This window comes from Agrobacterium tumefaciens (assembly GCF_005221325.1).
Taxonomy (GTDB): domain Bacteria; phylum Pseudomonadota; class Alphaproteobacteria; order Rhizobiales; family Rhizobiaceae; genus Agrobacterium.
The window spans coordinates 152,261-172,417 of sequence record NZ_CP039893.1; the positions used below are offsets into that span (position 1 = coordinate 152,261).

Genomic DNA, 20,157 nt, shown 5'->3' on the forward strand with positions numbered 1-20,157 from the left:
GTCAAAGTACTCGAATTACATAGAGCGCTGTACGAAAATTGGTGTTATGAGGCTAGGACCAATCGACATCCGGGGGGCCTAAATTGCTTGAAGGCCTATTCATATGCTACCGTATTGAGGCACGGAGGTCTGTGGATGGCAGCCAGGGGATATGAATTGAGCGATGTTCAGTGGTCAAAGATTTCGGCGTTGCCACCGGGCAAAGCTGATGATCCGCGATGCACTGGCTTGGACAACCGGTCGTTTATCGTTGGTTGTATTTGGTTTTTGGACTCTGGCGCGCAATTGCGCGACCTGCCAGGACGCTACGGCAAGTGGAAGGCCGTACACTTGCGCTTCAGCCGTTGGTGCCACGCAAACATATCAATCCAAGGTCACCGCAAGGCTCGAACGGATCAATATCCCGCTAACCGTAGTGGTGCAGCCGCTCCTGTCTGTCACGGCCACTGTTGACGCTCTTCATAAAGCCGATGGCATGTGGACTACGGCGCTGATAGGTGAATTCGGTCGTGTCCTCCAGCACCAGGATCGGACCTTTGGAAGCATCATAGCGTTGAGTTGTCGGGGCGAGATGGCCGTTGAGGATTTCGCCCTCCTTAACATTTGGGTTGGAGAAAAGCCGATAGGCGGCCACTGTGTTGGCCCAGTCTTGGCCGGCGAAAGGAAATCAAAGCTGTCGTAATAGTTCTGCGCAGCGTCGGCTCAGGCGAGCATCCTTCCAAGCCCTGCGTCAATTCGGGAGAGAAGTGGAAGAGTGCCGCAGGAGGCGCGCCGCCGGCGAAGGGCCGGTCATCGCGCACGTAAGTCCATAACCGTGCCTGCCTTATTGCTCCCCTAACCAGAAGCGGCACGGTGGTGTCGTCACCATGCAGCGGCTCGGCGGCCAGCACATGGGCGCGGATTAGATCATGGATCGGCTGCAGCGTCGTCGCGCAGGCTCCGACCTGATCGGCAAGCGTGGAAAGACTGAGATCGACGCCTTCCCTAGCGTAGCGCTCAGCTTGGCGGTTCAACGGCTGATGTTGGCCGAACTTCTCAAACAAGATCGTCGCCAGCAAGTTCGGTCCCGTCCATCCCCTCGGGGTCGCATGGAAGGGCGCCGGTGGCTGGCTGATATTCTCGCGCACCGTCTGGATCACCTTCCACGGGCGCGGGATCGCCTCCAGCGTCTCGGTGACGTCCTCTCCCATCTTGACGATCCGGGCTGAGCCGCAGCAGGTGGAAGTCGATGGGGCTTCGATGATCAGGCGCTCCCGCGGCAGATGGTCAGGAAACGGCTTGAGGGCCGGCCGACGGCGTTCGAAGGCGGAGACATTTGTGATCTTCTCTGCCACGCGTTCAGCCGCGATCTTATCCTCGGTGGCGTCGGCCTCGAGTTCTTCGAGCTGTAATTCCATCTGGTCGATCAGCCGGGCGCCCCGTTCCGAACTCTGGCCATATTGCTCGCGGCGCATTTTTTGCGATCTCGAGCTTGAGGCGCCGGATCATTGCCTCGGACGTCATCACGACGGCGCGCACCTGTGCGAGATCGGCCTCGGCGGAGGCGACGCGCGCTTCCGATGCCGCAAGCGCGGCGCGCAGTCTGGCTATCTCCGAAGCAGCATCATCCATGGCCGAAAGCTACCATGTCGCATGCAGAAAGCCCAACAAAACAGAGGAATGATAGCGATCAGCCCGCCGTCGCAGGTCGTTGCGCCCAGCGTCGATTGCGGAGTCGATCCCTTCCAGGAGATATCCCAACTGCGCCGCCGACACCGGCACGGCCGACCCGTTCTGGCTGACCGGCCAGATGAATTTGCCAGCTTCAAGGCGCTTTATGTAAAGCGACATGCCGACGCCGTCATGCCAGAGGACTTTGATCAGATCACCCTTGCGCTCCCTGAAGCGGAAGACTTCGCCGCCACGAGGATCACGGCCAAGACCTTGTTGCACATTCAGCGCCAGGCTGTTCATGCCGCGACGCATGTCCGCCACCCCGCCCGCGATCCACACCTTCACCTTGGCCGGAAAGGCGATCATGACCCATCCACGACGGGCAAGAATGGTCGGATCAAGCGAGGCCAGGATCGTCAGCCGTCGGCCGTTCCGCAGGCCGATCTCGATCGTCTTGTCGTCTTCAGATCGCGGCGGGGAGACCACCTCGCTAGATGTCGCCGCCGGTGGCGAAATCGAAAGTCGCACGAAGGTTGTTGGCGCGGAACCACTCAGAAGCCCGCTCCGATATTGACGACGCCAAGCCGTCAACAAGGACCGCGACAATCCATAACGCCGCGCCGTCGCCGAGCCCTGCCGAAATCCCTGCAGGCTCTCTTCAACGATCCGAACCTTCTCCGCGTCAGACCAATCCCGCCGACGACCAAGATCGTCGACGGACAAGACCTCAATGGGGAAATCACTGTAGCGCATGACATAAGCCATGGACTTAAAGCCAATCACCACATCAGGACAGACGGCCTTCGGCGAATGGATACGGAGAGCCTGCAAGGCTTTCGGAGGTGTTCGGCAGTTCCTGATCGACGAGCAATGTGATCCGGAAAAGATCCAACGCATCATCGCTGATGAGCCAAGATCATGAGGTCCGCAGTCTAGGCCGGATGGTTATTACCTCGCAGACAAACGAAACAGCAAGAAAAATTAAAGGTGGAATAATTTTGAAACCAGGTGGCGGAATGCCTCGCGATGTGCAAGCTCGACCGGGTGCAAAGCGGCGGCGGGTGCAAAGCGGCGGCGGCAGGATATATTCAATTGTAAATGGCTTCATGTTCGGGAAATCTATATGGATCAGCAATGAGTATGATGTTCAATCTAGAGAAAAAGAAACAGTATTTACCAGTTTATATTCAAGCCAAAAATGTATATATACGAAACTTTATTATAAAATAAAAAGTACATTTTTAATAAGACGACAATTACAATCAATCATATTGATAGACGAAAGCAATAAACAAATTATGCTAATTCGGATATCTTTATTTCGACGTGTCTACATTGACGTCCAGATGGGGGCTGAGATGAGAAACTTCACGATCAATGCCTTGATTTCGCCATTCCCAGACAGCCATTTCATCTTCAGATCGGTCTGAGATTACCCAGTCCGCAATCGTTGCCGAATTTCCTGGTGTTCCTTTTCTCCAACGTAAGTGTTTCCGCTCGTCTGTCTCATGACGTCGAGCCCTGCCTGTTTTAATGTCGATGGAGAACTCTCCCCGCTCGCCGCACTCCAGAGAGGCAGCGAAGTCATAGCATCTATTGACCGCTGCAAACTTCAGGTGGGGGCGTTTAGCTCTGATCATCGCATCTTCCTTTACGTAATACGCGAGCCTCACTGCGGCTTCATCTGAATCGAAAGCTAACAAGACATCTTTATCGATAACTTGGCCCAACAAGTTTCTGGTTACCCTGGAGAAAACAACATGTATCGCCACAATCCGCATGTCTTGCATTAGAATGGAATCAATCCAGGCTTTGCCTGCCAAATACAAATCATCAACGGTAGGTTCAGTAACTTGACGCAAACAGGCTAGTCTGCAAAGTTCTTCAGGAAAAACAGCGGGCATTAAAGCGATTGATTTCCTCCAATCAGATGCGGGCTGAGCTTTTAAAATTGCATCGACGAAGGCAGCACCGTTTAGGTATTCGAATGTATAGAAAAGTACGACAACTCTTTGATGGTATTCCGGTCGGTGGCTAAGCCAAGCCACAATCACGTGAGCCTCATAGTTCCTACCGTCTAGGAAAATGGTGGCATCTGGATTAGCCGAAAATACTTTCCTTAATAGTTCGTCTAAAAAGGGAATATGATCAACGGTTTCAAGATACTGATCTTGTATTACCCCATTTGACACTTCTCGAATAATAACAGGCACATCCTTGATGGCTGATGAGTGAATTTTGTTGAAGAGCTTATCTCCCAAATTTTCAGACACTCGCCAAGTGTTAAGATCATGAGAAACGATAGGTACGTTATCTAAAGTTAAACAGACGTCCAACTCGCTCAGATTGCGTCCTCCTTTGCACAGCGCGGTCAACAATGAGCTCGCGGTGCATTCTTGAATTCGTTTTCCTAAATTGAACATTCCTCTGTGCTCAATGACTTGTAAGGCCAGATTTTCCTCGAGCCGCTCTAGAAGCCTCGGGACAGAATGGCGTGCGAGAACTTCAAGGGGAGTAACGTTTTCTGGTAGATCCCAGTGAAGCGTCCAAGCTGGCCAAACGGTTCCTTCCACCTTGTGTGGCTTACGCTGACAAAGCACCTGCAAAAAAAGGGAGGTCACAACACGTTGGGATGCGTGAATTACAAAGTATTCTTACATTCACAGCCATTTGCGAACCGAAGTGAATTTCCAAGATGCAAGATTGGAATTGCAGTAATTTCGACCCTTAAGTGACAAAAAAATTGTTGGGCGCATATAAATAAGCGAAAAATATACACTCATATAATATATAACATGGGACAGTTTGAGCTAATAATTCAGTGTAGCGCATTACCTTGCGTAATTCACTCAAATGCTAAGCAGTCAGTTAGGTCGGCGTCAATTTGTCGGCCACTATACGATAGTTGCGCAAGTTTTCAAAGTTCTGGCCTGACATCACGCCTCTGTCGGCGGCGGGTCCCATTTGTAACAAATCCACTATCACGATAGATAGTCTAATGGGGTAGAAAGGCGAAATATTTCGGTGCTGAGATTGGACGCAATCAATTCAAAAAAAATCCCGTGATTGATGCTATTGAGTCACCAATAATAGGGGCACCGAAGCCCATTTAATTATGAGATATAACTGAACTTATATTCAAAAATCAGTCACTAATTCGAGATGTATGACAGTCAGCCAGTATTCAACATTATCGACAGCTCGAATCTACAAGACCGGCGTGAACTTAAACTCGTTCTAATTCACACAGCAAATGCTTACCGCAGTTTTGCACAAAAAAGCCTCATAGCTGCTCAACGCTCGTGGATAAATTTAATCACTAATACTGATGCTCCCATTGATCCACCTAAAGACGAAGTGGTCAAGCGCTTTTGCGAAGTTGCGGGCTGCCCAGGTCCAACAGATATACCCAATGTATCTTTGATGTACGTTTATTGCTCGTTTCAAGAAATGCGAGGGTATGCACAGAAGCGATTTTATGACGGCGCTTCCGACGGAGGCACAGTTATCTCCACCGTCCCACCCTATGCCGAAGGGATAACAAAACAAACTATGAGGTTGTGGCAGAAAAATGTTTATCAAAATACAAGCAAAGAAACACATGATTTGGATGCTTACATTGCTTTTCTTCCGAGTACGTCGCTTCAACATCCGATTTTCTCGCATATGAAGATCGGCGGCAATAGCTTCTTAGCGCCATCCCGGATTGGTCCTTTCTGTGTTGAAATAATCGCGGTCGGCAAGACTCTCTTTCAGGATAACGGGCTGAAAAAGGAGCCCAAGATGTGGTGTGATATGGCTTTCACTTCCTTGTGGAAGCGTTTGGTCTAACGTGCAGAGGTGTGTTGGCGGGGATGAAGCAACGGTGTCCGTTTGTAACAAAATGTAACGATTCGACCTAAGTAAAAAATTATTTATTCAGCATTAATATAATCGTTGTGTGTCCAATATGTAAGACGATTTCCGATGTTGTTATTGGTGCGGTTATGGAAGGGTTGTCACAACATAATACCGTATGACTTTCTGTTCATCATGGACGAAGTAATATGTTTATCATAATTTTTTTTATATAGTCCGCTATTGAAATTTAATTTCTGAAGCTCGGTTAATTCAATTCCGTTTTGACATCTCATTCTTTGCATAGATTTAGCAATGTAAAATTGTAACATCTAGATTGACGACACAAATTATTTAAAAATGATTACAGGTTGTGGATATTAATCAGCCAACGGAGTATCTGAGAAGTTCATGATGTGAGGTTTCTTTGTGTGAGACAACCTAATATTGGGCCCCTCTATATAAGCTGGCCTTGCGTGATTCGTGCCTACAGTTTCGGGAGCATCAATTTTAAAGCTTGAACTATTTTCATCCAAAAAAGGCGATCAACCGCTAGTCACGCTTGGCGGATTTTGCGCTGGCTGAAATTGCTGACTTTTCGTAAGGCCGCGCATATTTGTGTGCCAAGTGGGCCGTCGATAGCGTATAATAATGATGTGGTTGTGACAGGTGCATCCACATTCAAAGCTGGGTCATGTTCCGTCACATCTATCCTTACGCCGCGCTTCATTTCAAAAAAGCCGCGAATTTCATAATGCAGATTTGAGAAATTTGTAACCGATCGCGGAACGCGGATCATAGATATATAGATTGGTTTGAATACATTAGGCCGATGTTATATTATGTAATCCGATTAGATATCATTTTAACTAAGTAAAATTACATTTTTTAGGAATTTGTTTCATTTAAATCCGAATACGCATTATCATTTACGAAGCGACATATTGCTAAAACGGCTATATTTCATTTTCAATAATGAATTTGTTTATCTATCGTGGATTTATAGAGCGTTTTATTGTTACATCAATTCGATGTGTTTAAGAAATATTCATTTCAGATTATTAATTTTTCCAGAACATAATTTCTCCTTGTCTATGGACGCAACACATGGTGGTATGTCATCAATCTAAAGAATTGTAAAAATAGAAGGTTTAATTGGGTAAACCGGGACGATATCGGAATCCAATGGCTTCTTCCAATGCCCCCCCTATTGCTAACAGACGTTGGTCTGAACCCGCTAATCCATCGATCTCCATTCCAACAGGCAAGCGATCAGGTGTAAGGCAAACAGGAATGCTCAGGCCAGGTAGGCCTGCGTTGCTGCTTGGGTCCACATTTCGCACGTAGATCTTGAATGTGTCCATCATCGAGCCATTGTGTATAACTGAGGAATCCTGACCTATGGGTCTGGCCACCAAGGGTGCAGTTGGGAAGAGAATTGCATCTAATTTATTAAGTCTGAAGTAGTTGCGATATGTGGCTTGAAGCCTTGGTCTGAAGGAATGACGGGCCAGTTCATATGCAGCTTTGGAAATTTGATGTCCATCAATTTGCGCATTGACAATGTTGGCTACATCAGGGCTACGAATTCCTTTAATCACGTCAGAAAAAGAAATAGTTTTTACAAAGTCATCGAGATACTGTTTTAGAGCGTGTGGAAATTCATAGAGTGCAATTGGTAAACTGGCCCCACTGTTCAGTTCGTCTAGGTGAGGAATGTTGGCTTCAACAAAAGTTACGCCTTTGTTTGCTAGCAGGCGAATCGTTGTTTCAGCTGCTAGGGCCACATCAGCATCAAGGTCATCATAAAAGTAGGTTATAGGGAGGCCGATCCTTAGCCCCCTCAGCGGTATGGGTGGCATTCTCGCCGGTGTGCCGGAAATTATCTGGTCGAGGATTACAACATCGGCTACGCACTGCGCTATGATTCCGGGAGTGTCTCGGGTAGGGCTAACCGGTATTATCCGATCTCCTGGATATCGACCAAGCGTCGGTCGAAATCCTACTACCCCACATAGGGCTGAGGGAAGGCGAACAGATGCCCCGGTATCGGTGCCTATGCCGCCCAACATTAATCGGCTTGCCACCGCAGCCGCCACACCACCGCTTGACCCTCCTGGTATCAGACTTGGATTCCACGGGTTCCGAACCGCCCCGGTGGCATAGTTGTTACTCGTAATTCCAAACGATAACTCATGCATGTTTCCCGAGGCACCCGGCAGTGCTCCAGCTGAAAAAAGTCTTTCTGCGACGCGGGATGGTATCTTTGGCAAGTGGTTTATCAGCGCCGGCGTAGCAGCGCTTGCAGGAAATATGCCGGTCGCGATGTTCGCCTTAAAACAGAGTGGAATGCCGCAAAGACCTACTCCGGCGTTTCCATGGCGATCAATTTGTTTTGCGCTTCGCCGCAAGCCATCCCAGTCTGTAGCCAGAAGGGCGTTTAGTGATTTTGCAGCTTCACAACGCGCTATCAGAGTTTCCACTAGTTCTAGGCAGGAGTATTCCTTCAGTCTGATGCGTTCTAGGGTTTGTGCTAACGAGGTAATGGCCACCATCTTTATGAGTTGGGGATTTCAAACCCATTTCAGACCAAATAAATATACCAAGCGTGGACCCAAATTGCGCGATTATTGGTGGGAATTCAGCAATTACGGCGTGTGATACGAATGATTGTAGGCACTAAGGTCGCTTTTTCAAACGCAAACAGTATTGTATCAATTGTCAATCAATATTCAACTTGATTGAGCAGCGAGGTGGACCCGAGTGAATATCATATTAAAAAAAGTCCAAATTGTCGCTTTCCATTGGCATGTCAACGAACAGTATGTTCCCCGATTTTCAACTTAAATAGAAACGGTTGATGTCGTTGGTTATCTACACAGAGACGAATCTTATCTAGCAATGTCAGCTTCAGCTCTCTTTGATAACCAATGCGATCATTTCTCTACCAAAATGGTGGATCTGATAATGGTCGATAAGGCTGATGAAATGGACCGGAGGGTTTCCGATGCCTTCTTAGAACGAGAAGCTTCTAGGGGAAGGAGGATCACTCAAATCTCCACCGAGTGCAGCGCTGGGTTAGCTTGCAAAAGGCTGGCCGACGGTCGCTTTCCCGAGATCTCAGCTGGTCGAAAGGTAGCAGTTCTCTCCGCTTACATCTATGTTGGAAAGGAAATTCTGGGGCGGATACTTAAATCGGAACCTTGGGCGCGAGCAACAGTGAGTGGCCTCGTTGCCATCGACCTTGCACCATTTTGCATGGATTTTTCCGAAGCACAACTTCTCCAAACCCTGTTTTTGCTGAGCGGTAAAAGATGTGCACCCAGCGATCTTAGTCATTTCGTGGCCATTTCAATCTCTAAGACTGCCCGCTTTCGAACCCTGCAAATGCCGCTGTACGAGAAAGGCACGATGAAACGCGTTAGCGGGTTTACCATGACCCTTGAAGAGGCCATACCATTTGACATGGTCGCTTATGGTCAAAACCTGATGCTGAAGGCTTCGTCAGGTTCCTTTCCAACAATCGACTTGCTCTATGACTACAGACCGTTTTTTGACCAATGCTCCGATAGTGGACGGATCGGCTTCTTTCCGGAAGATGTTCCTAAGCCTAAAGTGGCGGTCATTGGCGCTGGCATTTCCGGACTCGTGGTGGCAAGCGAACTGCTTCATGCTGGGGTAGACGATGTTACAATATATGAAGCAAGTGATCGGGTTGGAGGCAAGCTTTGGTCACATGCTTTCAAGGACGCTCCCAGCGTCGTGGCCGAAATGGGGGCGATGCGATTTCCTCCTGCTGCATCCTGCTTGTTTTTCTTCCTCGAGCGGTACGGCCTGTCTTCGATGAGGCCGTTCCCAAATCCCGGCACAGTCGACACTAACTTGGTCTACCAAGGCGTCCGATACATGTGGAACGCCGGGCAGCAGCCACCGAAGCTGTTCCATCGCGTTTACAATGGTTGGCGTGCGTTCTTGAAGGACGGTTTCCATGAGGGAGATATTGTGTTGGCTTCGCCTGTCGCAATTACTCAGGCCTTGAAATCAGGAGACATTAGGCGGGCTCGTGACTCCTGGCAAATTTGGTTGAACCGTTTCGGGAGGGAGTCCTTCTCTTCCGCGATAGAGAGGATCTTTCTGGGCACGCATCCTCCTGGTGGTGAAACATGGAGCTTCCCTCATGATTGGGACCTATTCAAGCTAATGGGAATAGGATCTGGCGGGTTTGGTCCTGTTTTTGAAAGCGGGTTTATTGAGATCCTTCGCTTGGTCGTAAACGAATATGAAGAAAATCAGTGGATGTGCTCTGAGGGAATCTCAGAACTTCCTCGTCGAATAGCCTCTCAAGTGGTTAACGGTGTGTCTGTAAGTCAGCGTATACGCCATGTTCAAGTCAGGGCGATTGAGAAGGAAGAGACAAAAATAAAGATAAGGCTTAAGAGCAGGATATCTGAACTTTATGATAAGGTGGTGGTTACATCTGGACTCGCAAATATCCAACTCAGGCATTGTCTGACATGCGATACCACCATTTTTCGTGCACCAGTGAACCAAGCTGTTGATAACAGCCATATGACAGGCTCGTCAAAACTCTTCCTGCTGACTGAACGAAAATTCTGGTTAGACCATATACTCCCCTCCTGTGTCCTCATGGACGGGATCGCAAAAGCAGTGTACTGCCTGGACTATGAGCCGCAGGATCCGAATGGTAAAGGTCTGGTGCTCATCAGTTATACATGGGAGGACGACTCCCACAAGCTATTGGCGGTCCCCGACAAAAAAGAGCGATTATGTCTGCTGCGAGACGCGATTTCGAGATCTTTCCCGGCGTTTGCCCAGCATCTAGTTCCCGCCTGCGCTGATTACGACCAAAATGTTATTCAACATGATTGGCTTACAGACGAGAATGCCGGGGGAGCTTTCAAACTCAACCGGCGTGGCGAGGATTTTTATTCTGAAGAACTTTTCTTTCAAACGCTGGACACGACTAATGATACCGGAGTTTACTTGGCGGGTTGCAGTTGTTCCTTCACGGGTGGATGGGTGGAGGGCGCTGTTCAGACCGCGTGTAACGCCGTCTGTGCAATTATCCACAATTGTGGAGGCATTTTGGCAAAGGGCAATCCTCTCGAACACTCTTGGAAGAGATATAACTACCGCACTAGAAACTAATCTACGGATCCTGTTGCAAGTATTGCACGTTTTATAAATTGCACATTAATGCAAAATTTATGTTTAACAACGAATGTAATGGCGTAAAAAATGTATGTTATTGTATTGAGCGTTCATTTATGTTGAAGTGAGCCATAATATGCTGATGTATAATTAAAAAATTATGTACTGTCGCATTTATTGAAATGGCGCTGTTATTTCAACAATATCGTTGATTTTGTTACAATGACAACGACTGCAGGAAGTAAATAATAGACGCCGTTGTTAAGAAATTGCTACCATATGTGCCTAACTATAGGGACATTCAATTGTGAATAGCCGCCCTTATTTTGACGTCTCATCAAATCAAATAGTACAAAATATCTCACTCTGTCGCCAGCAATGATGTAATAAGCGCAGACAAGTGGCAGTAAAGCGCGGAAAAACGTCCCCGAGTGGCATGAATAGCTGCCTCTGTATTGCTGATTTAGCCAGCCTTATTTGACTTAAGGGTGCCTTCGTTAGTGACAAATTGCTTTCAAGGAGACAGCCATGCCCCACACTTTGTTGAAAAACAAGTTGCCCTTTGGGAGGCGGTAAAGCCAGTTACTCTTCAATAATGAATTTCAAGGAGACAATATAACCGCCTCTGATAGTACACTTCTCTAGTCCAAGAACCAATTTGTATTCAAGATACCGCAAAAAACCAATGGACCTGCATCTAATTTTCGGTCCAACTTGCACAGGAAAGACATCGACTGCGATAGCTCTTGCCCAGCAGACTGGCCTCCCAGTCCTCTCGCTCGATCGCGTCCAATGCTGTCCTCAACTATCAACCGGAAGCGGGCGACCAACAGTGGAAGAACTGAAAGGAACGACTCGTCTATACCTTGATGATCGCCCTTTGGTAAAGGGTATCATTACAGCCAAGCAAGCTCATGAACGGCTCATTGCGGAGGTGCACAATCACGAGGCCAAAGGCGGGCTTATTCTTGAGGGAGGATCTATCTCGTTGCTCAGGTGTATGGCGCAAAGTCGTTATTGGAACGCGGATTTTCGTTGGCATATTATTCGCAACGAGTTAGCAGACGTGGAGAGCTTCATGAGCGTGGCCAGGACCAGAGTTGAGCAGATGTTACGCCCCTCTGCAGGTCTTTCTATTATCCAAGAGTTGGTTCAACTTTGGAGGGAGCCTCGGCTGAGGCCCATACTGGAAGGGATCGATGGATATCGATATGCCCTGCTATTTGCTAACCAGAACCAGATCACGCCCGATATGCTATTGCAGCTCGACGCAGATATGGAGAATAAATTGATTCACGGTATCGCTCAGGAGTTTCTAATCCATGCGCGTCGACAGGAACAGAAATTCCCTTTGGTGAGCGCGACAGCTGTCGAAGCGTTTGAAGGACCACCATTTCGAATGTGATAGATTGCACCAGTTTTGTTTCAGACTTGTCGCTATTTGAATAAGATGTTCGTTCTTTGTTGTGTTGGTGTGTTGTGATAGAGGCAAGTGGTTTGAAACTTGTTTTTACTGGTTTATTTTCAGTCTCTTGGATGATGTTTTGCAAATATAATATTGTGAAAATTGTGGTTTTATATTCGTAGAACGAAATAAATGGTAAGTATAGCCGTTATCAAAATTTAGCAAAAATTGTTAAACGTCTTTTATGCGGTGAGGTTGTAAACTTTTCATCATTGTCGCGTAAGGAGTTACGGATATTCATAACTGTAAAAACGCCGCAGAATTTACGGGTGGTGCATTTAGTTTGCCGTTCAACATGATTTTTACAATAGTTGGTAACCAAGCACTAGCCAACCGTTCGATAATCACTTAATCGATGGAACCGTTCAGCTTTCCTTCGTGAGGCTGCTCTTGATGATGAGCTGCCGTCTAGTTTTTATAACGCCGGGTTACGCATTATAGACAAGCTTGTAGAAGCCAATAATCTGTCAAAGCGTGTCTGATAACTTGTTCTTATAAACATAAAGAAGTAAATAAATAATTTTGACTTGTGTTGTCTATGATACTCAATCAAAGCCAAAAAACTAGTAAACATTAAACATAATTGCCAAATATAAAAATATTACTGCAGTTTTTGGAAAATTTCCAAAATGAAAAATAATTTTCTAGACGAATAGAAACTTTTTATTCTGAATATCGATAAGATCTGGAGACATGAAAACAATCGAAATTCGAGGCACACACTCATATGTTGGCTCTATTGGAATTAGTTGATGGGAATTAGGCTGAAAGATTGCATGAACCTAAAGCAATGATCGGATAGTTGATAATGTCTCCGGTCTGAGCCTCTATTGCTTCCGCTTCACCAGCCTCGTTCTCGTCGTCCATCTCATCGTCATCTTCTCCCTCTTCGGTGTAATTTCCTCCCCGTGCATAGAAACCGTAGCCTTGACTATCGATGCGGCGGGTCGCGAACCGAACAAAGCAGTTGCTTGGCATAATCGCTACAAAGAACTGATTTGTGTGTGGGCCTTGATAGTAGTTGACGATGCCTCCTCTATCGCTCCCGTCCCGCATCTCTCGATTCAGCCTGCGGGCATCCATCAGCCACGGGGGTATTGCAGTTGCCATTATTCCGCAGTTGGAGGAGTTGGAAGGTAGGTTCCGACATAAGGCACATTGGCGTGCAATATCTTCAGGAAGGTAGACATAAACCAGCCTTTGATCAGTTAGGATGTACTCATCATCAAACCGGCCTGGTCTATTGGCGGAAGGCTGAAAGTAGAGGATTTCGGGCAGTAAAGCTGTGAAATCCGTTCTCGCCTGTTCCAAGCGGCTCGCCATCTCACCGGTCCTCAGGAAAAGCGTCAAATCTCGAACCTGCCAATTAGCTGCCGTCATCGAAATTTTCGTATTTACTACAAAATACCTGCCGGTGGTAAGTCTGAGCTATTGGTTCTTATATTGACTAAGGATGCCCATTGACGTCATTGGTGACCGTCTGATGCCGTGTAAAAACACGACAGATTGATAGCATTGAATAGCGCATTTGAATTTTCGGCTGCTGGGCCCACATGTGTCGCAAAAGTCGCCCTAGGCCGACCTAACAATTTGTCGTCACTTGATTTTTAAAATTCAAAAGGTACTGCTGAAATTATTCAATCAGCGCAAATGGTGCGTTTTCAAAGACCATTTCAGTGTTATTGTCGGAGTGAGTATACCGCTACGCCCCGTATATAAGGCGGATGGGGCTAAGAGGGCTCATAATAAGAAATGACGACGGAAATCAGTGAGCGCCACTGGTCTGAGCAAAAATTGCAGGAACTCGGCGTCGCTATTACGCCGGCTCTCGTCCAAGACTCTCTTCAAGACTACTGGGACAGCCAGTTCGAGAAGAGACAGGTTAAGAAGTATCTTCAGTTTGATTCAATTCCCAACGGATGGCGAGAAGGCGTTCTGATTGGGTGCTTCAAAGACTATTCTGGTGTCAAGAATATCCACTTCTCTCCCTCCAATGAACGGAACAATCTTCCTCTAAGGCACATCGACATTGTTCTCCGGCGTAAATCCACCGGCGAGCGATTACTGTCGCTAGAGGGAAAAGCTATATCCTTCGGCCGCACCGCGTGGTTTGCCCCCGCCTGTGTCGATTTGTTGCTAAAAGCCAAAGATAAAATTGAGGTTTTCCTGTTTGGAGCTGGAGAGCTTGGCCGTGAGATCGTCAGGGCCTTGAATGAAAATATTTCTTCTAGAATCAAAAAAATTTGGATTTTAAGCAGAGGGACTTCGAACGAGCGCCTTGTCCGAGAGTTGGCGGACACTGTAAAAATTCCTCTTGCCGCCGTTTGGGAAACGTCCGCTCTTTCCGGAGCGGACCTTGTAATTATTGCTACCAGTTCACCACCTGCTTTTAATCCAGGAGATCTTGCACCGAAAGCTGTGACGCTCTCCCTTAGCATGGACGATGTTCCTCAGCGATATCTCGAATCTCTAATTGAGGCTAAAGCATCAATAATCTGCGACGACATGCTTGCTATGGAGGAGCGAAACGTGAACGCTCTAGCACTGCTGTTCTCAAGAAAAGGCCAGAAGTTGAGCGAAGTTGGACCAAGCGTCGGTGTGAAGCACTACTCCGCAATACGGGCGGACAAGTCTCTTTTTGATGCTATATCCGCTCGCGGGGGACCGGCGCACTTCACCACTGTGGGACTTGCTAGTATGGATATTGCCGTCGCCGCTCACATCTATGAAAAGATGATCGCCCTGCCCAACTAAGTGGCTTACCCAATGCACGGATGTTTCTATGTTTAAAATATCTAATATTGTTTCAATAAGTGCCGTGTTTATTGTATCTTTTCTATATTTCTGTCATCCTTAATAAAATTTCGTTTTATTGTATTGTGGAGTCGCGACGTTCGCAATCGGTCAACTTTCGGAACGAACATTATTTTGCGTTATTGCAAATAACATAATGTAACTTGGCTAAGAAACTTAAAACGTGATAATAAATATTCTTCAGATAAATTAACAACTTCTTAATCTATACTATATTGGTATCGTCACGTGAAATACAAGCTTAGGCCTCTTTGGGGATTCGCTCATCCCTCAATCGGGGGATGATCGAGACGCTATGGTATCTTGGCTCTGCATGCCGACATCGCGTAGGGAATTGTTCTAAGAACTCGCAATACTCATGTGGCATATTAGAGAACGTTGGCTGTTTTGGCTCGCCAAAAACCAACTCGTCGGGTGCTTTGCGGCATACAGAAGTCGTTTGTAATCGTCGGTGGACCAACCTGAGGGGCTTTTCGTTTCGCAAGCGGAACTAGTCTTTTCGCGCGCCAACAACCCACCCACTCGTTATATTAATTATAACCTCCAAACCCGGCCGCGGATATGTGTGCCGATACTCTGCTCGCCGACCATTTGAATCATAAATTGCCGACCAAATTATTTATTGACAACACCAAACGAAACACGATTCTGAGGATGGTTAGCGCGTTTGTTGGTTCGATAATCGCGCCTCGCTTGCGCCGACCGCTAGGTCCATTACCTTTGTATTAGCGCATAAGCATCACATTGATTTTTGAGGCAGAGCGTCGTTGGATTCGCGCCAATACAATTTAAGAGATAACTTAATAAATAAACTAATGTTTGGCAGGATATATTGGGGTGTCAATTTTGTACGTCTCTCATGAGATAAGAGCATTTGATTGTTGATTTGTTTGTAACTTGTGCGGAGAGAGCTGGCTCGGGAAATCTGGACAGCGGGGATTGATGGACTTCACCGCCGTGCTGAAGAAGGCTGAGATTGCCATCTCGATGGATGGCAAGGGTGCGTGGCGGGACAACGTCTTCGTCGAACGGCTCTGGCGTTCGATCAAATACGAGGAAGTCTACCTCCACGCCTACAAAACAGTATCCGAGGCCCGCGTCGGCATCAGCCGATATCTGACCTTCTACAATAGCCGACGCCCACATTCATCCCTTGACCGGCAGACGCCGGATTAGGCCTACTTAAACGCGCTGGCACCAATGATGGTGGCAGCATAATCGAGGCGGAAATCCACTTAGCGAAACGCCCGAAACTGTTCAGACAAACCGAACCACCTCTGTGCGCGTTATTGCGCCACGTGGTCGGCCTATTCTCTTATCAGACGCTTAGCTGAAAAAGGTTCGATGACTCTGTTCGTTCCGCCATGCACAATCAGATCGGTCATAATAGCTCCCAGGACAGGAACAAGCTGAAAGCCGTGACCGGAATATCCGAAGGAGTGGAAAACGCCGCTTGCATTGGGCGACGGGCCTATGATGGGTAGGTGATCCGCTGTCATGGCTTCCATGCCAGCCCATGTCCGCACGATACGCAATTGCCCCACGATGGGAAACAGATCTGTCGCGGCACGGGCACCCTTTGAGAGCTCTTTGAAGTTGACGAAGCTTCGCTGGGCGTCGAGATCCGCTCTTCCCTGAAGCCCCCCACCGATGACAAGCGTCCCCTGGTCCGACTGCTTGAAGGAAAGCGGGCGGCCCACAACGCTGACGACCGGCTTCAACAGAGGCGCAGTGCGTTCCGTGACGATCATCATCGAGGCTTTGTGGCCGATCTGAATGTCATCGCCGACCATGGCGGCGATTTTAACCGCCCAGGCTCCGGCGGCGTTGACGACGGTTGGCGCGATGAATTCCATCGTCTCCGTCCTGACGCGCCAGTCGGCGCCCGCGTGCTCGATCGCGATGACACCCGCGCCTTCGTAAATTGTGACGCCGGCGGCTTCTGTCGCCTGGCGGAAAGCCTTGAGCGTACGGTGGGGATCTGCGGCACCATCGTTTCGAGCGATCAGTGCGCCCATGCAATGTGGCGAGATGGAAGGAACAAGGCGCAGAAGCTCCGCGCGGTCGATCAGTTCCTCATGGTCGTAACCCGCCGATCGAATCTTGGCGAGACGCTTCTCCAGAACGGTGAGATGCTCGGGCTTTTCCGCGATGCTCATCTGCCCGTAAGCATGGAAACCGCAACTGTCGCCGACAATGCGCTCAATGTTATGCCACATGTCCATGGCCTCGAGCGAGATCGGGATCTCCGCGAGATCGCGGTTCAATGTTCTGACGCCCGCAGCCGTCGCCCCGGAAGAATGACGGCCGACCCAAGAACGCTCCAGGATCACAACCGTTTTGCCAGCTCGTGCCAGGTTCATCGCAGCAGAAAGACCGTGCAATCCCCCGCCGATGACAATCGTGTCCAATGCATTCCCGCTCATGACGATCTTTCCTGACTGTCGAGGGCTGCAAGTTCGCTCAACGTGACTGGCTTCAATGGCGGACGCACACGATAGAGGCCAACATCCGGGGCGGCCCGACCTTCCGCATCCGCAAGAACACGCGCAATGGTGTATCCGCATTGACGGCCCTGACAGGGACCCATCCCGGCACGGGTGAAGGCTTTGATCTGATTAGGACCCGGCCGACCCGATGTAAGTTGGGCGCGCACGGATGCGACACTTACTTCCTCGCACCGACAAGCGATCGTATGGTCGGGTGGAACGAATATCGATGGGCGGGGGCGATACAGCTTGTCCAGGAACGGGCGGGTTGCAAGGGCCTCCCTAAGGCGTTTGCGTGTCGGTTCCGCCTGAAGGGTGGCTTCTAGCTGTGACACTCGTCCGGACTTGAATACAATTTGCAGACCCGTCAGCACGCCGCGCAGGCATGCCGCCTTTGCTCCGCCGATCCCGGCCCCATCTCCGGCGACAAAGATATTCGCCTCGGACGTTTCGCCCCAACTGTCGAGCTCGGGCGCGAAGCTGTCCTGATCGGCGTTCCAGACGTGTCGGCAGCCCAAAGCGAGGGTCGGATGGATTGTCGGGACAATGCCTTCATGAACGAGTAAAAGCTTCGCGTCGACAGTGGCGGACTGGCCGCTCGCCGTCACGTAGCGAAGGCGCTCAAGACTTTCCTTGCCCGTCGCTTCGATCTCGGCCACGTGCTGGATATACTGAACTCGCCGTTTGATCGACTGGAGCCAGCCGACTCCCTTGAGGATATCCATTGGCGCACTTTTCAACGCGGAAAAGAGATCGGGCAGCGCGCTGCTGATCTGGCCTGCACGAGACGTGTCAAGGAAACCCGCAATCCGACCGCCCGCTTTAAGAAGCTGAGCTGCATAAAGGAGTGAGAGAGGGCCACTCCCTGCTATCCAGACCGGCTCAGATGGGATGTGATCTGACGTCTTCAGCACGATCTGGGCAGCGCCGATTGTCATCACACCCGGCAACGTCCAGCCCGGAAATGGTGCCGGCCTTTCCTGCGCACCCGTTGCCAGAAGGAGGTAGTTCGCCTCGATAGAGCTTGCGGCACCATCGCGCGTGACATAGGCCCGCGGGCCGGCTTCGACCTGCCATACCTGCGTGCCTGGTTCGTAACGAGCGCTGCTGGCGCGGAATTGCCGGACGAGATCAAGCCCTTCCGCGTAGGCCTTGCCGAGGATGTCCATCCGCGGTGTACCCGAAACCGCTTCGATATTACGCCAGATCTGGCCGCCCGGGGTAGGCTGTTCGTCGACAACCAGCACATCCAGTCCGTAGCGCCTCGCCACGACCGCTGCCGACATACCTGCAGGCCCGGCGCCGACAATGAGCAGATCAACCTGACGGCTCATAATGCAATCCTCCGCCGTCCGAGTTGCCGCTCAATCCTCATTCCATCGCGAACCGAGACAAGACAGGTTTGGACAGATGCACCGTCTACCACGGCAAGGCACTCGAAGCAGACTCCCATCATGCAGTAAGGTGCGCGCTTGGTTTCGGAAACTGGGGTCGTTCGTGACCAGACAGGATCCTGACGCAAAAGAACTGCGGCGACACTTTCATTGGCCTCGGCTGCGACTGCCTCACCATCGATGTAGACCGTGATGGCTCCCTGGGGCACTTTATTGAGTTTCTTGAACATTAGCTAACCTGCGCAACCGATCTGAGCTCGTGGGCATTAAGAGGAAACCCGGTGACAACTCGCTCAAGAAGATTTTCGCGCATCAGCGGTCCGAGCTCTTCGAGGATATCGTTGCCACGACCAAAATCTCGGTCATAACAAGCGCTGATGATGTTCACGCCGCTCCTGTGAAGGGGCGCGGTTATGCCGGCGAGCTCGGCAAGCAAGAGCGTCGGCATCAGGCCGAAGGGAACATCTTCAAGGATGTACCGTGTATCAAGGCTCTTCGGGCCCATCGGGTCGTTTCCGCGAGCAATGACGGCAACCGCCAATTCCCAGACACGATCACCTTTGACTTTGTGGGTTAGCCTGTAGTGATCGAACACGGTGCGGACATCCTTCCCGAACGCGGAGGCGATCGCTACGCGCTCACGGTCGAGCGCCTCGATTAGGTTCCCAACCGCCGATGTTAGGTTCGTATTCTGGCCCCAGGACTCGCCACGCTCGATCCTCGTCAGATTGCATAGAGCAACGGCGAGGTGGTTCTGCGGATTCAGATTGCTTAATGCGATCGTGAGAATGTCATCTTTGAGGTTGAACCGGTCACCGAAGACGTTCGCGCATATCGCCAGTCCCGCGTCTGCGAAACGAGTTGGAACCGTTGCCATATCGACTTTGTCCCGGATGGTCCCGATGTTGAATGTGTTGGGGCCGCGTTGCTTGCTGGTCAGCACCGTCGTACTCCAGGCCACGATCGGGATTTCGATGCCGCGTTCGGAAAGACGCTTTGAGAGAAACAATGCGGCAAGGGACAGGTGGCTACTGATGATGACCGTGTGGTTCTTGCGGATGAACGGTATGAGTGTTTGGAGTACGGATCGGTGGCCGTAGGCCGGCAACGCCAATACTATGACATCGTTTGAAGCCAGCTCTTCGGCTGAACGGCAGATCGCTGGACTGAACTCGCCTTCGATCATACCGGTGATCGTCAGGGCGGCTCCTTTGGCGAGGTCCACCGTTCCGGCCCCCGTGGGAGACCAGACGCTTGCCGAGTGACCTTGCTTATCCAGAAAGGCCACGTAGCCCATCGCGATTGCTCCGGCACCTGCAATTCCTACGCGCAT

14 protein-coding genes and 2 pseudogenes are annotated in these 20,157 nt (G+C 49.6%); 7 read left to right on the forward strand and 9 right to left on the reverse strand.

The window, feature by feature from the left end; all coding sequences use genetic code 11:
- Positions 1-135 precede the first annotated feature (135 nt).
- Positions 136-453 carry a transposase gene (locus CFBP5499_RS29535; protein WP_158523317.1) on the forward strand — a complete coding sequence of 106 codons (318 nt, stop codon included), beginning with the start codon at positions 136-138 and terminating at the stop codon, positions 451-453.
- A gap of 287 nt (positions 454-740) precedes the next feature.
- Here the strand turns inward: CFBP5499_RS29535 and CFBP5499_RS29545 are convergent.
- A pseudogene (locus CFBP5499_RS29545) lies at positions 741-1,611 on the reverse strand (IS66 family transposase); the annotation flags it as partial.
- Between the two features lie 9 nt (positions 1,612-1,620).
- Complete coding sequence (gene tnpB / locus CFBP5499_RS30870; protein WP_244557735.1) at positions 1,621-2,418, reverse strand: IS66 family insertion sequence element accessory protein TnpB; 798 nt, start codon at positions 2,416-2,418, stop codon at positions 1,621-1,623.
- Between tnpB and CFBP5499_RS30315 the strand changes: the two genes are divergently transcribed.
- Complete coding sequence (locus CFBP5499_RS30315; protein WP_175416948.1) at positions 2,417-2,575, forward strand: hypothetical protein; 159 nt, start codon at positions 2,417-2,419, stop codon at positions 2,573-2,575. The two genes, tnpB and CFBP5499_RS30315, sit on opposite strands and share 2 nt — an antisense overlap.
- A 394-nt stretch (positions 2,576-2,969) precedes the next feature.
- Here CFBP5499_RS30315 and CFBP5499_RS29560 read toward each other — a convergent pair whose 3' ends face one another.
- On the reverse strand, positions 2,970-4,076 hold the full coding sequence (locus tag CFBP5499_RS29560; RefSeq protein ID WP_233284299.1) for a glycerophosphodiester phosphodiesterase family protein: 1,107 nt from the start codon (positions 4,074-4,076) through the stop codon (positions 2,970-2,972).
- Between the two features lie 739 nt (positions 4,077-4,815).
- On the opposite strand from CFBP5499_RS29560, the gene CFBP5499_RS29565 reads away from it, so the two are divergent.
- Complete coding sequence (locus tag CFBP5499_RS29565; protein WP_233284300.1) at positions 4,816-5,484, forward strand: RolB family protein; 669 nt, start codon at positions 4,816-4,818, stop codon at positions 5,482-5,484.
- A gap of 1,157 nt (positions 5,485-6,641) precedes the next feature.
- Here CFBP5499_RS29565 and iaaH read toward each other — a convergent pair.
- Positions 6,642-8,045, reverse strand: a complete 1,404-nt coding sequence (gene iaaH, locus CFBP5499_RS29570) for an indoleacetamide hydrolase (protein WP_080830667.1) — start codon at positions 8,043-8,045, stop codon at positions 6,642-6,644.
- Positions 8,046-8,391: 346 nt separating this feature from the next.
- On the opposite strand from iaaH, the gene CFBP5499_RS29575 reads away from it, so the two are divergent.
- Together CFBP5499_RS29575 and ipt are read left to right on the forward strand one after the other, a co-directional pair.
- Positions 8,392-10,659, forward strand: coding sequence for an FAD-dependent oxidoreductase (locus tag CFBP5499_RS29575; protein WP_080830666.1), 2,268 nt, complete (start codon positions 8,392-8,394; stop codon positions 10,657-10,659).
- Positions 10,660-11,347: 688 nt separating this feature from the next.
- The gene (gene ipt / locus CFBP5499_RS29580) at positions 11,348-12,067 is read left to right on the forward strand and encodes an adenylate dimethylallyltransferase Ipt (protein WP_080830665.1); all 720 of its coding nucleotides are present in this window, start codon (positions 11,348-11,350) and stop codon (positions 12,065-12,067) included.
- Positions 12,068-12,886: 819 nt separating this feature from the next.
- On the opposite strand, the gene CFBP5499_RS29585 is transcribed toward ipt, so the two are convergent.
- On the reverse strand, positions 12,887-13,507 hold the full coding sequence (locus CFBP5499_RS29585) for a RolB family protein (RefSeq protein ID WP_080830664.1): 621 nt from the start codon (positions 13,505-13,507) through the stop codon (positions 12,887-12,889).
- 372 nt (positions 13,508-13,879) lie between these two features.
- Between CFBP5499_RS29585 and CFBP5499_RS29595 the strand changes: the two genes are divergently transcribed.
- Both CFBP5499_RS29595 and CFBP5499_RS29600 read left to right on the forward strand, forming a co-directional pair.
- Positions 13,880-14,881, forward strand: a complete 1,002-nt coding sequence (locus CFBP5499_RS29595; RefSeq protein WP_080830663.1) for a hypothetical protein — start codon at positions 13,880-13,882, stop codon at positions 14,879-14,881.
- A 1,005-nt stretch (positions 14,882-15,886) separates the two neighbouring features.
- Positions 15,887-16,117: pseudogene (locus CFBP5499_RS29600) on the forward strand (integrase core domain-containing protein); the annotation flags it as partial.
- 131 nt (positions 16,118-16,248) lie between these two features.
- Here CFBP5499_RS29600 and CFBP5499_RS29610 read toward each other — a convergent pair.
- From CFBP5499_RS29610 to CFBP5499_RS29625, 4 genes are read right to left on the reverse strand one after another with little or no spacing between them, the layout of a single operon-like run.
- On the reverse strand, positions 16,249-17,367 hold the full coding sequence (locus tag CFBP5499_RS29610; protein WP_080830662.1) for an NAD(P)/FAD-dependent oxidoreductase: 1,119 nt from the start codon (positions 17,365-17,367) through the stop codon (positions 16,249-16,251).
- Positions 17,364-18,764, reverse strand: coding sequence for an NAD(P)/FAD-dependent oxidoreductase (locus CFBP5499_RS29615; RefSeq protein ID WP_080830661.1), 1,401 nt, complete (start codon positions 18,762-18,764; stop codon positions 17,364-17,366). Before CFBP5499_RS29615 ends, CFBP5499_RS29610 begins: the two co-directional genes overlap by 4 nt.
- Entirely contained in the window at positions 18,761-19,054 is a 294-nt protein-coding gene (locus CFBP5499_RS29620; protein ID WP_080830660.1) for a (2Fe-2S)-binding protein, read from the reverse strand. Before CFBP5499_RS29620 ends, CFBP5499_RS29615 begins: the two co-directional genes overlap by 4 nt.
- Complete coding sequence (locus tag CFBP5499_RS29625; RefSeq protein ID WP_080830659.1) at positions 19,054-20,157, reverse strand: NAD/NADP octopine/nopaline dehydrogenase family protein; 1,104 nt, start codon at positions 20,155-20,157, stop codon at positions 19,054-19,056. Before CFBP5499_RS29625 ends, CFBP5499_RS29620 begins: the two co-directional genes overlap by 1 nt.

Bases quoted from the DNA above. Each gene is read 5' to 3' on its own strand.
- ipt (WP_080830665.1), top strand. From the start codon at position 11,348: ATGGACCTGCATCTAATTTTCGGTCCAACTTGCACAGGAAAGACATCG.
- CFBP5499_RS29615 (WP_080830661.1), bottom strand. From the start codon at position 18,764: ATGAGCCGTCAGGTTGATCTGCTCATTGTCGGCGCCGGGCCTGCAGGT.
- CFBP5499_RS29610 (WP_080830662.1), bottom strand. From the start codon at position 17,367: ATGAGCGGGAATGCATTGGACACGATTGTCATCGGCGGGGGATTGCAC.
- iaaH (WP_080830667.1), bottom strand. From the start codon at position 8,045: ATGGTGGCCATTACCTCGTTAGCACAAACCCTAGAACGCATCAGACTG.
- CFBP5499_RS30315 (WP_175416948.1), top strand. From the start codon at position 2,417: ATGGACTTAAAGCCAATCACCACATCAGGACAGACGGCCTTCGGCGAA.
- CFBP5499_RS29565 (WP_233284300.1), top strand. From the start codon at position 4,816: ATGTATGACAGTCAGCCAGTATTCAACATTATCGACAGCTCGAATCTA.
- CFBP5499_RS29595 (WP_080830663.1), top strand. From the start codon at position 13,880: ATGACGACGGAAATCAGTGAGCGCCACTGGTCTGAGCAAAAATTGCAG.
- CFBP5499_RS29625 (WP_080830659.1), bottom strand. From the start codon at position 20,157: ATGCGCGTAGGAATTGCAGGTGCCGGAGCAATCGCGATGGGCTACGTG.
- CFBP5499_RS29535 (WP_158523317.1), top strand. From the start codon at position 136: ATGGCAGCCAGGGGATATGAATTGAGCGATGTTCAGTGGTCAAAGATT.
- CFBP5499_RS29620 (WP_080830660.1), bottom strand. From the start codon at position 19,054: ATGTTCAAGAAACTCAATAAAGTGCCCCAGGGAGCCATCACGGTCTAC.
- CFBP5499_RS29575 (WP_080830666.1), top strand. From the start codon at position 8,392: ATGTCAGCTTCAGCTCTCTTTGATAACCAATGCGATCATTTCTCTACC.
- CFBP5499_RS29560 (WP_233284299.1), bottom strand. From the start codon at position 4,076: ATGTTCAATTTAGGAAAACGAATTCAAGAATGCACCGCGAGCTCATTG.
- CFBP5499_RS29585 (WP_080830664.1), bottom strand. From the start codon at position 13,507: ATGACGGCAGCTAATTGGCAGGTTCGAGATTTGACGCTTTTCCTGAGG.
- tnpB (WP_244557735.1), bottom strand. From the start codon at position 2,418: ATGGCTTATGTCATGCGCTACAGTGATTTCCCCATTGAGGTCTTGTCC.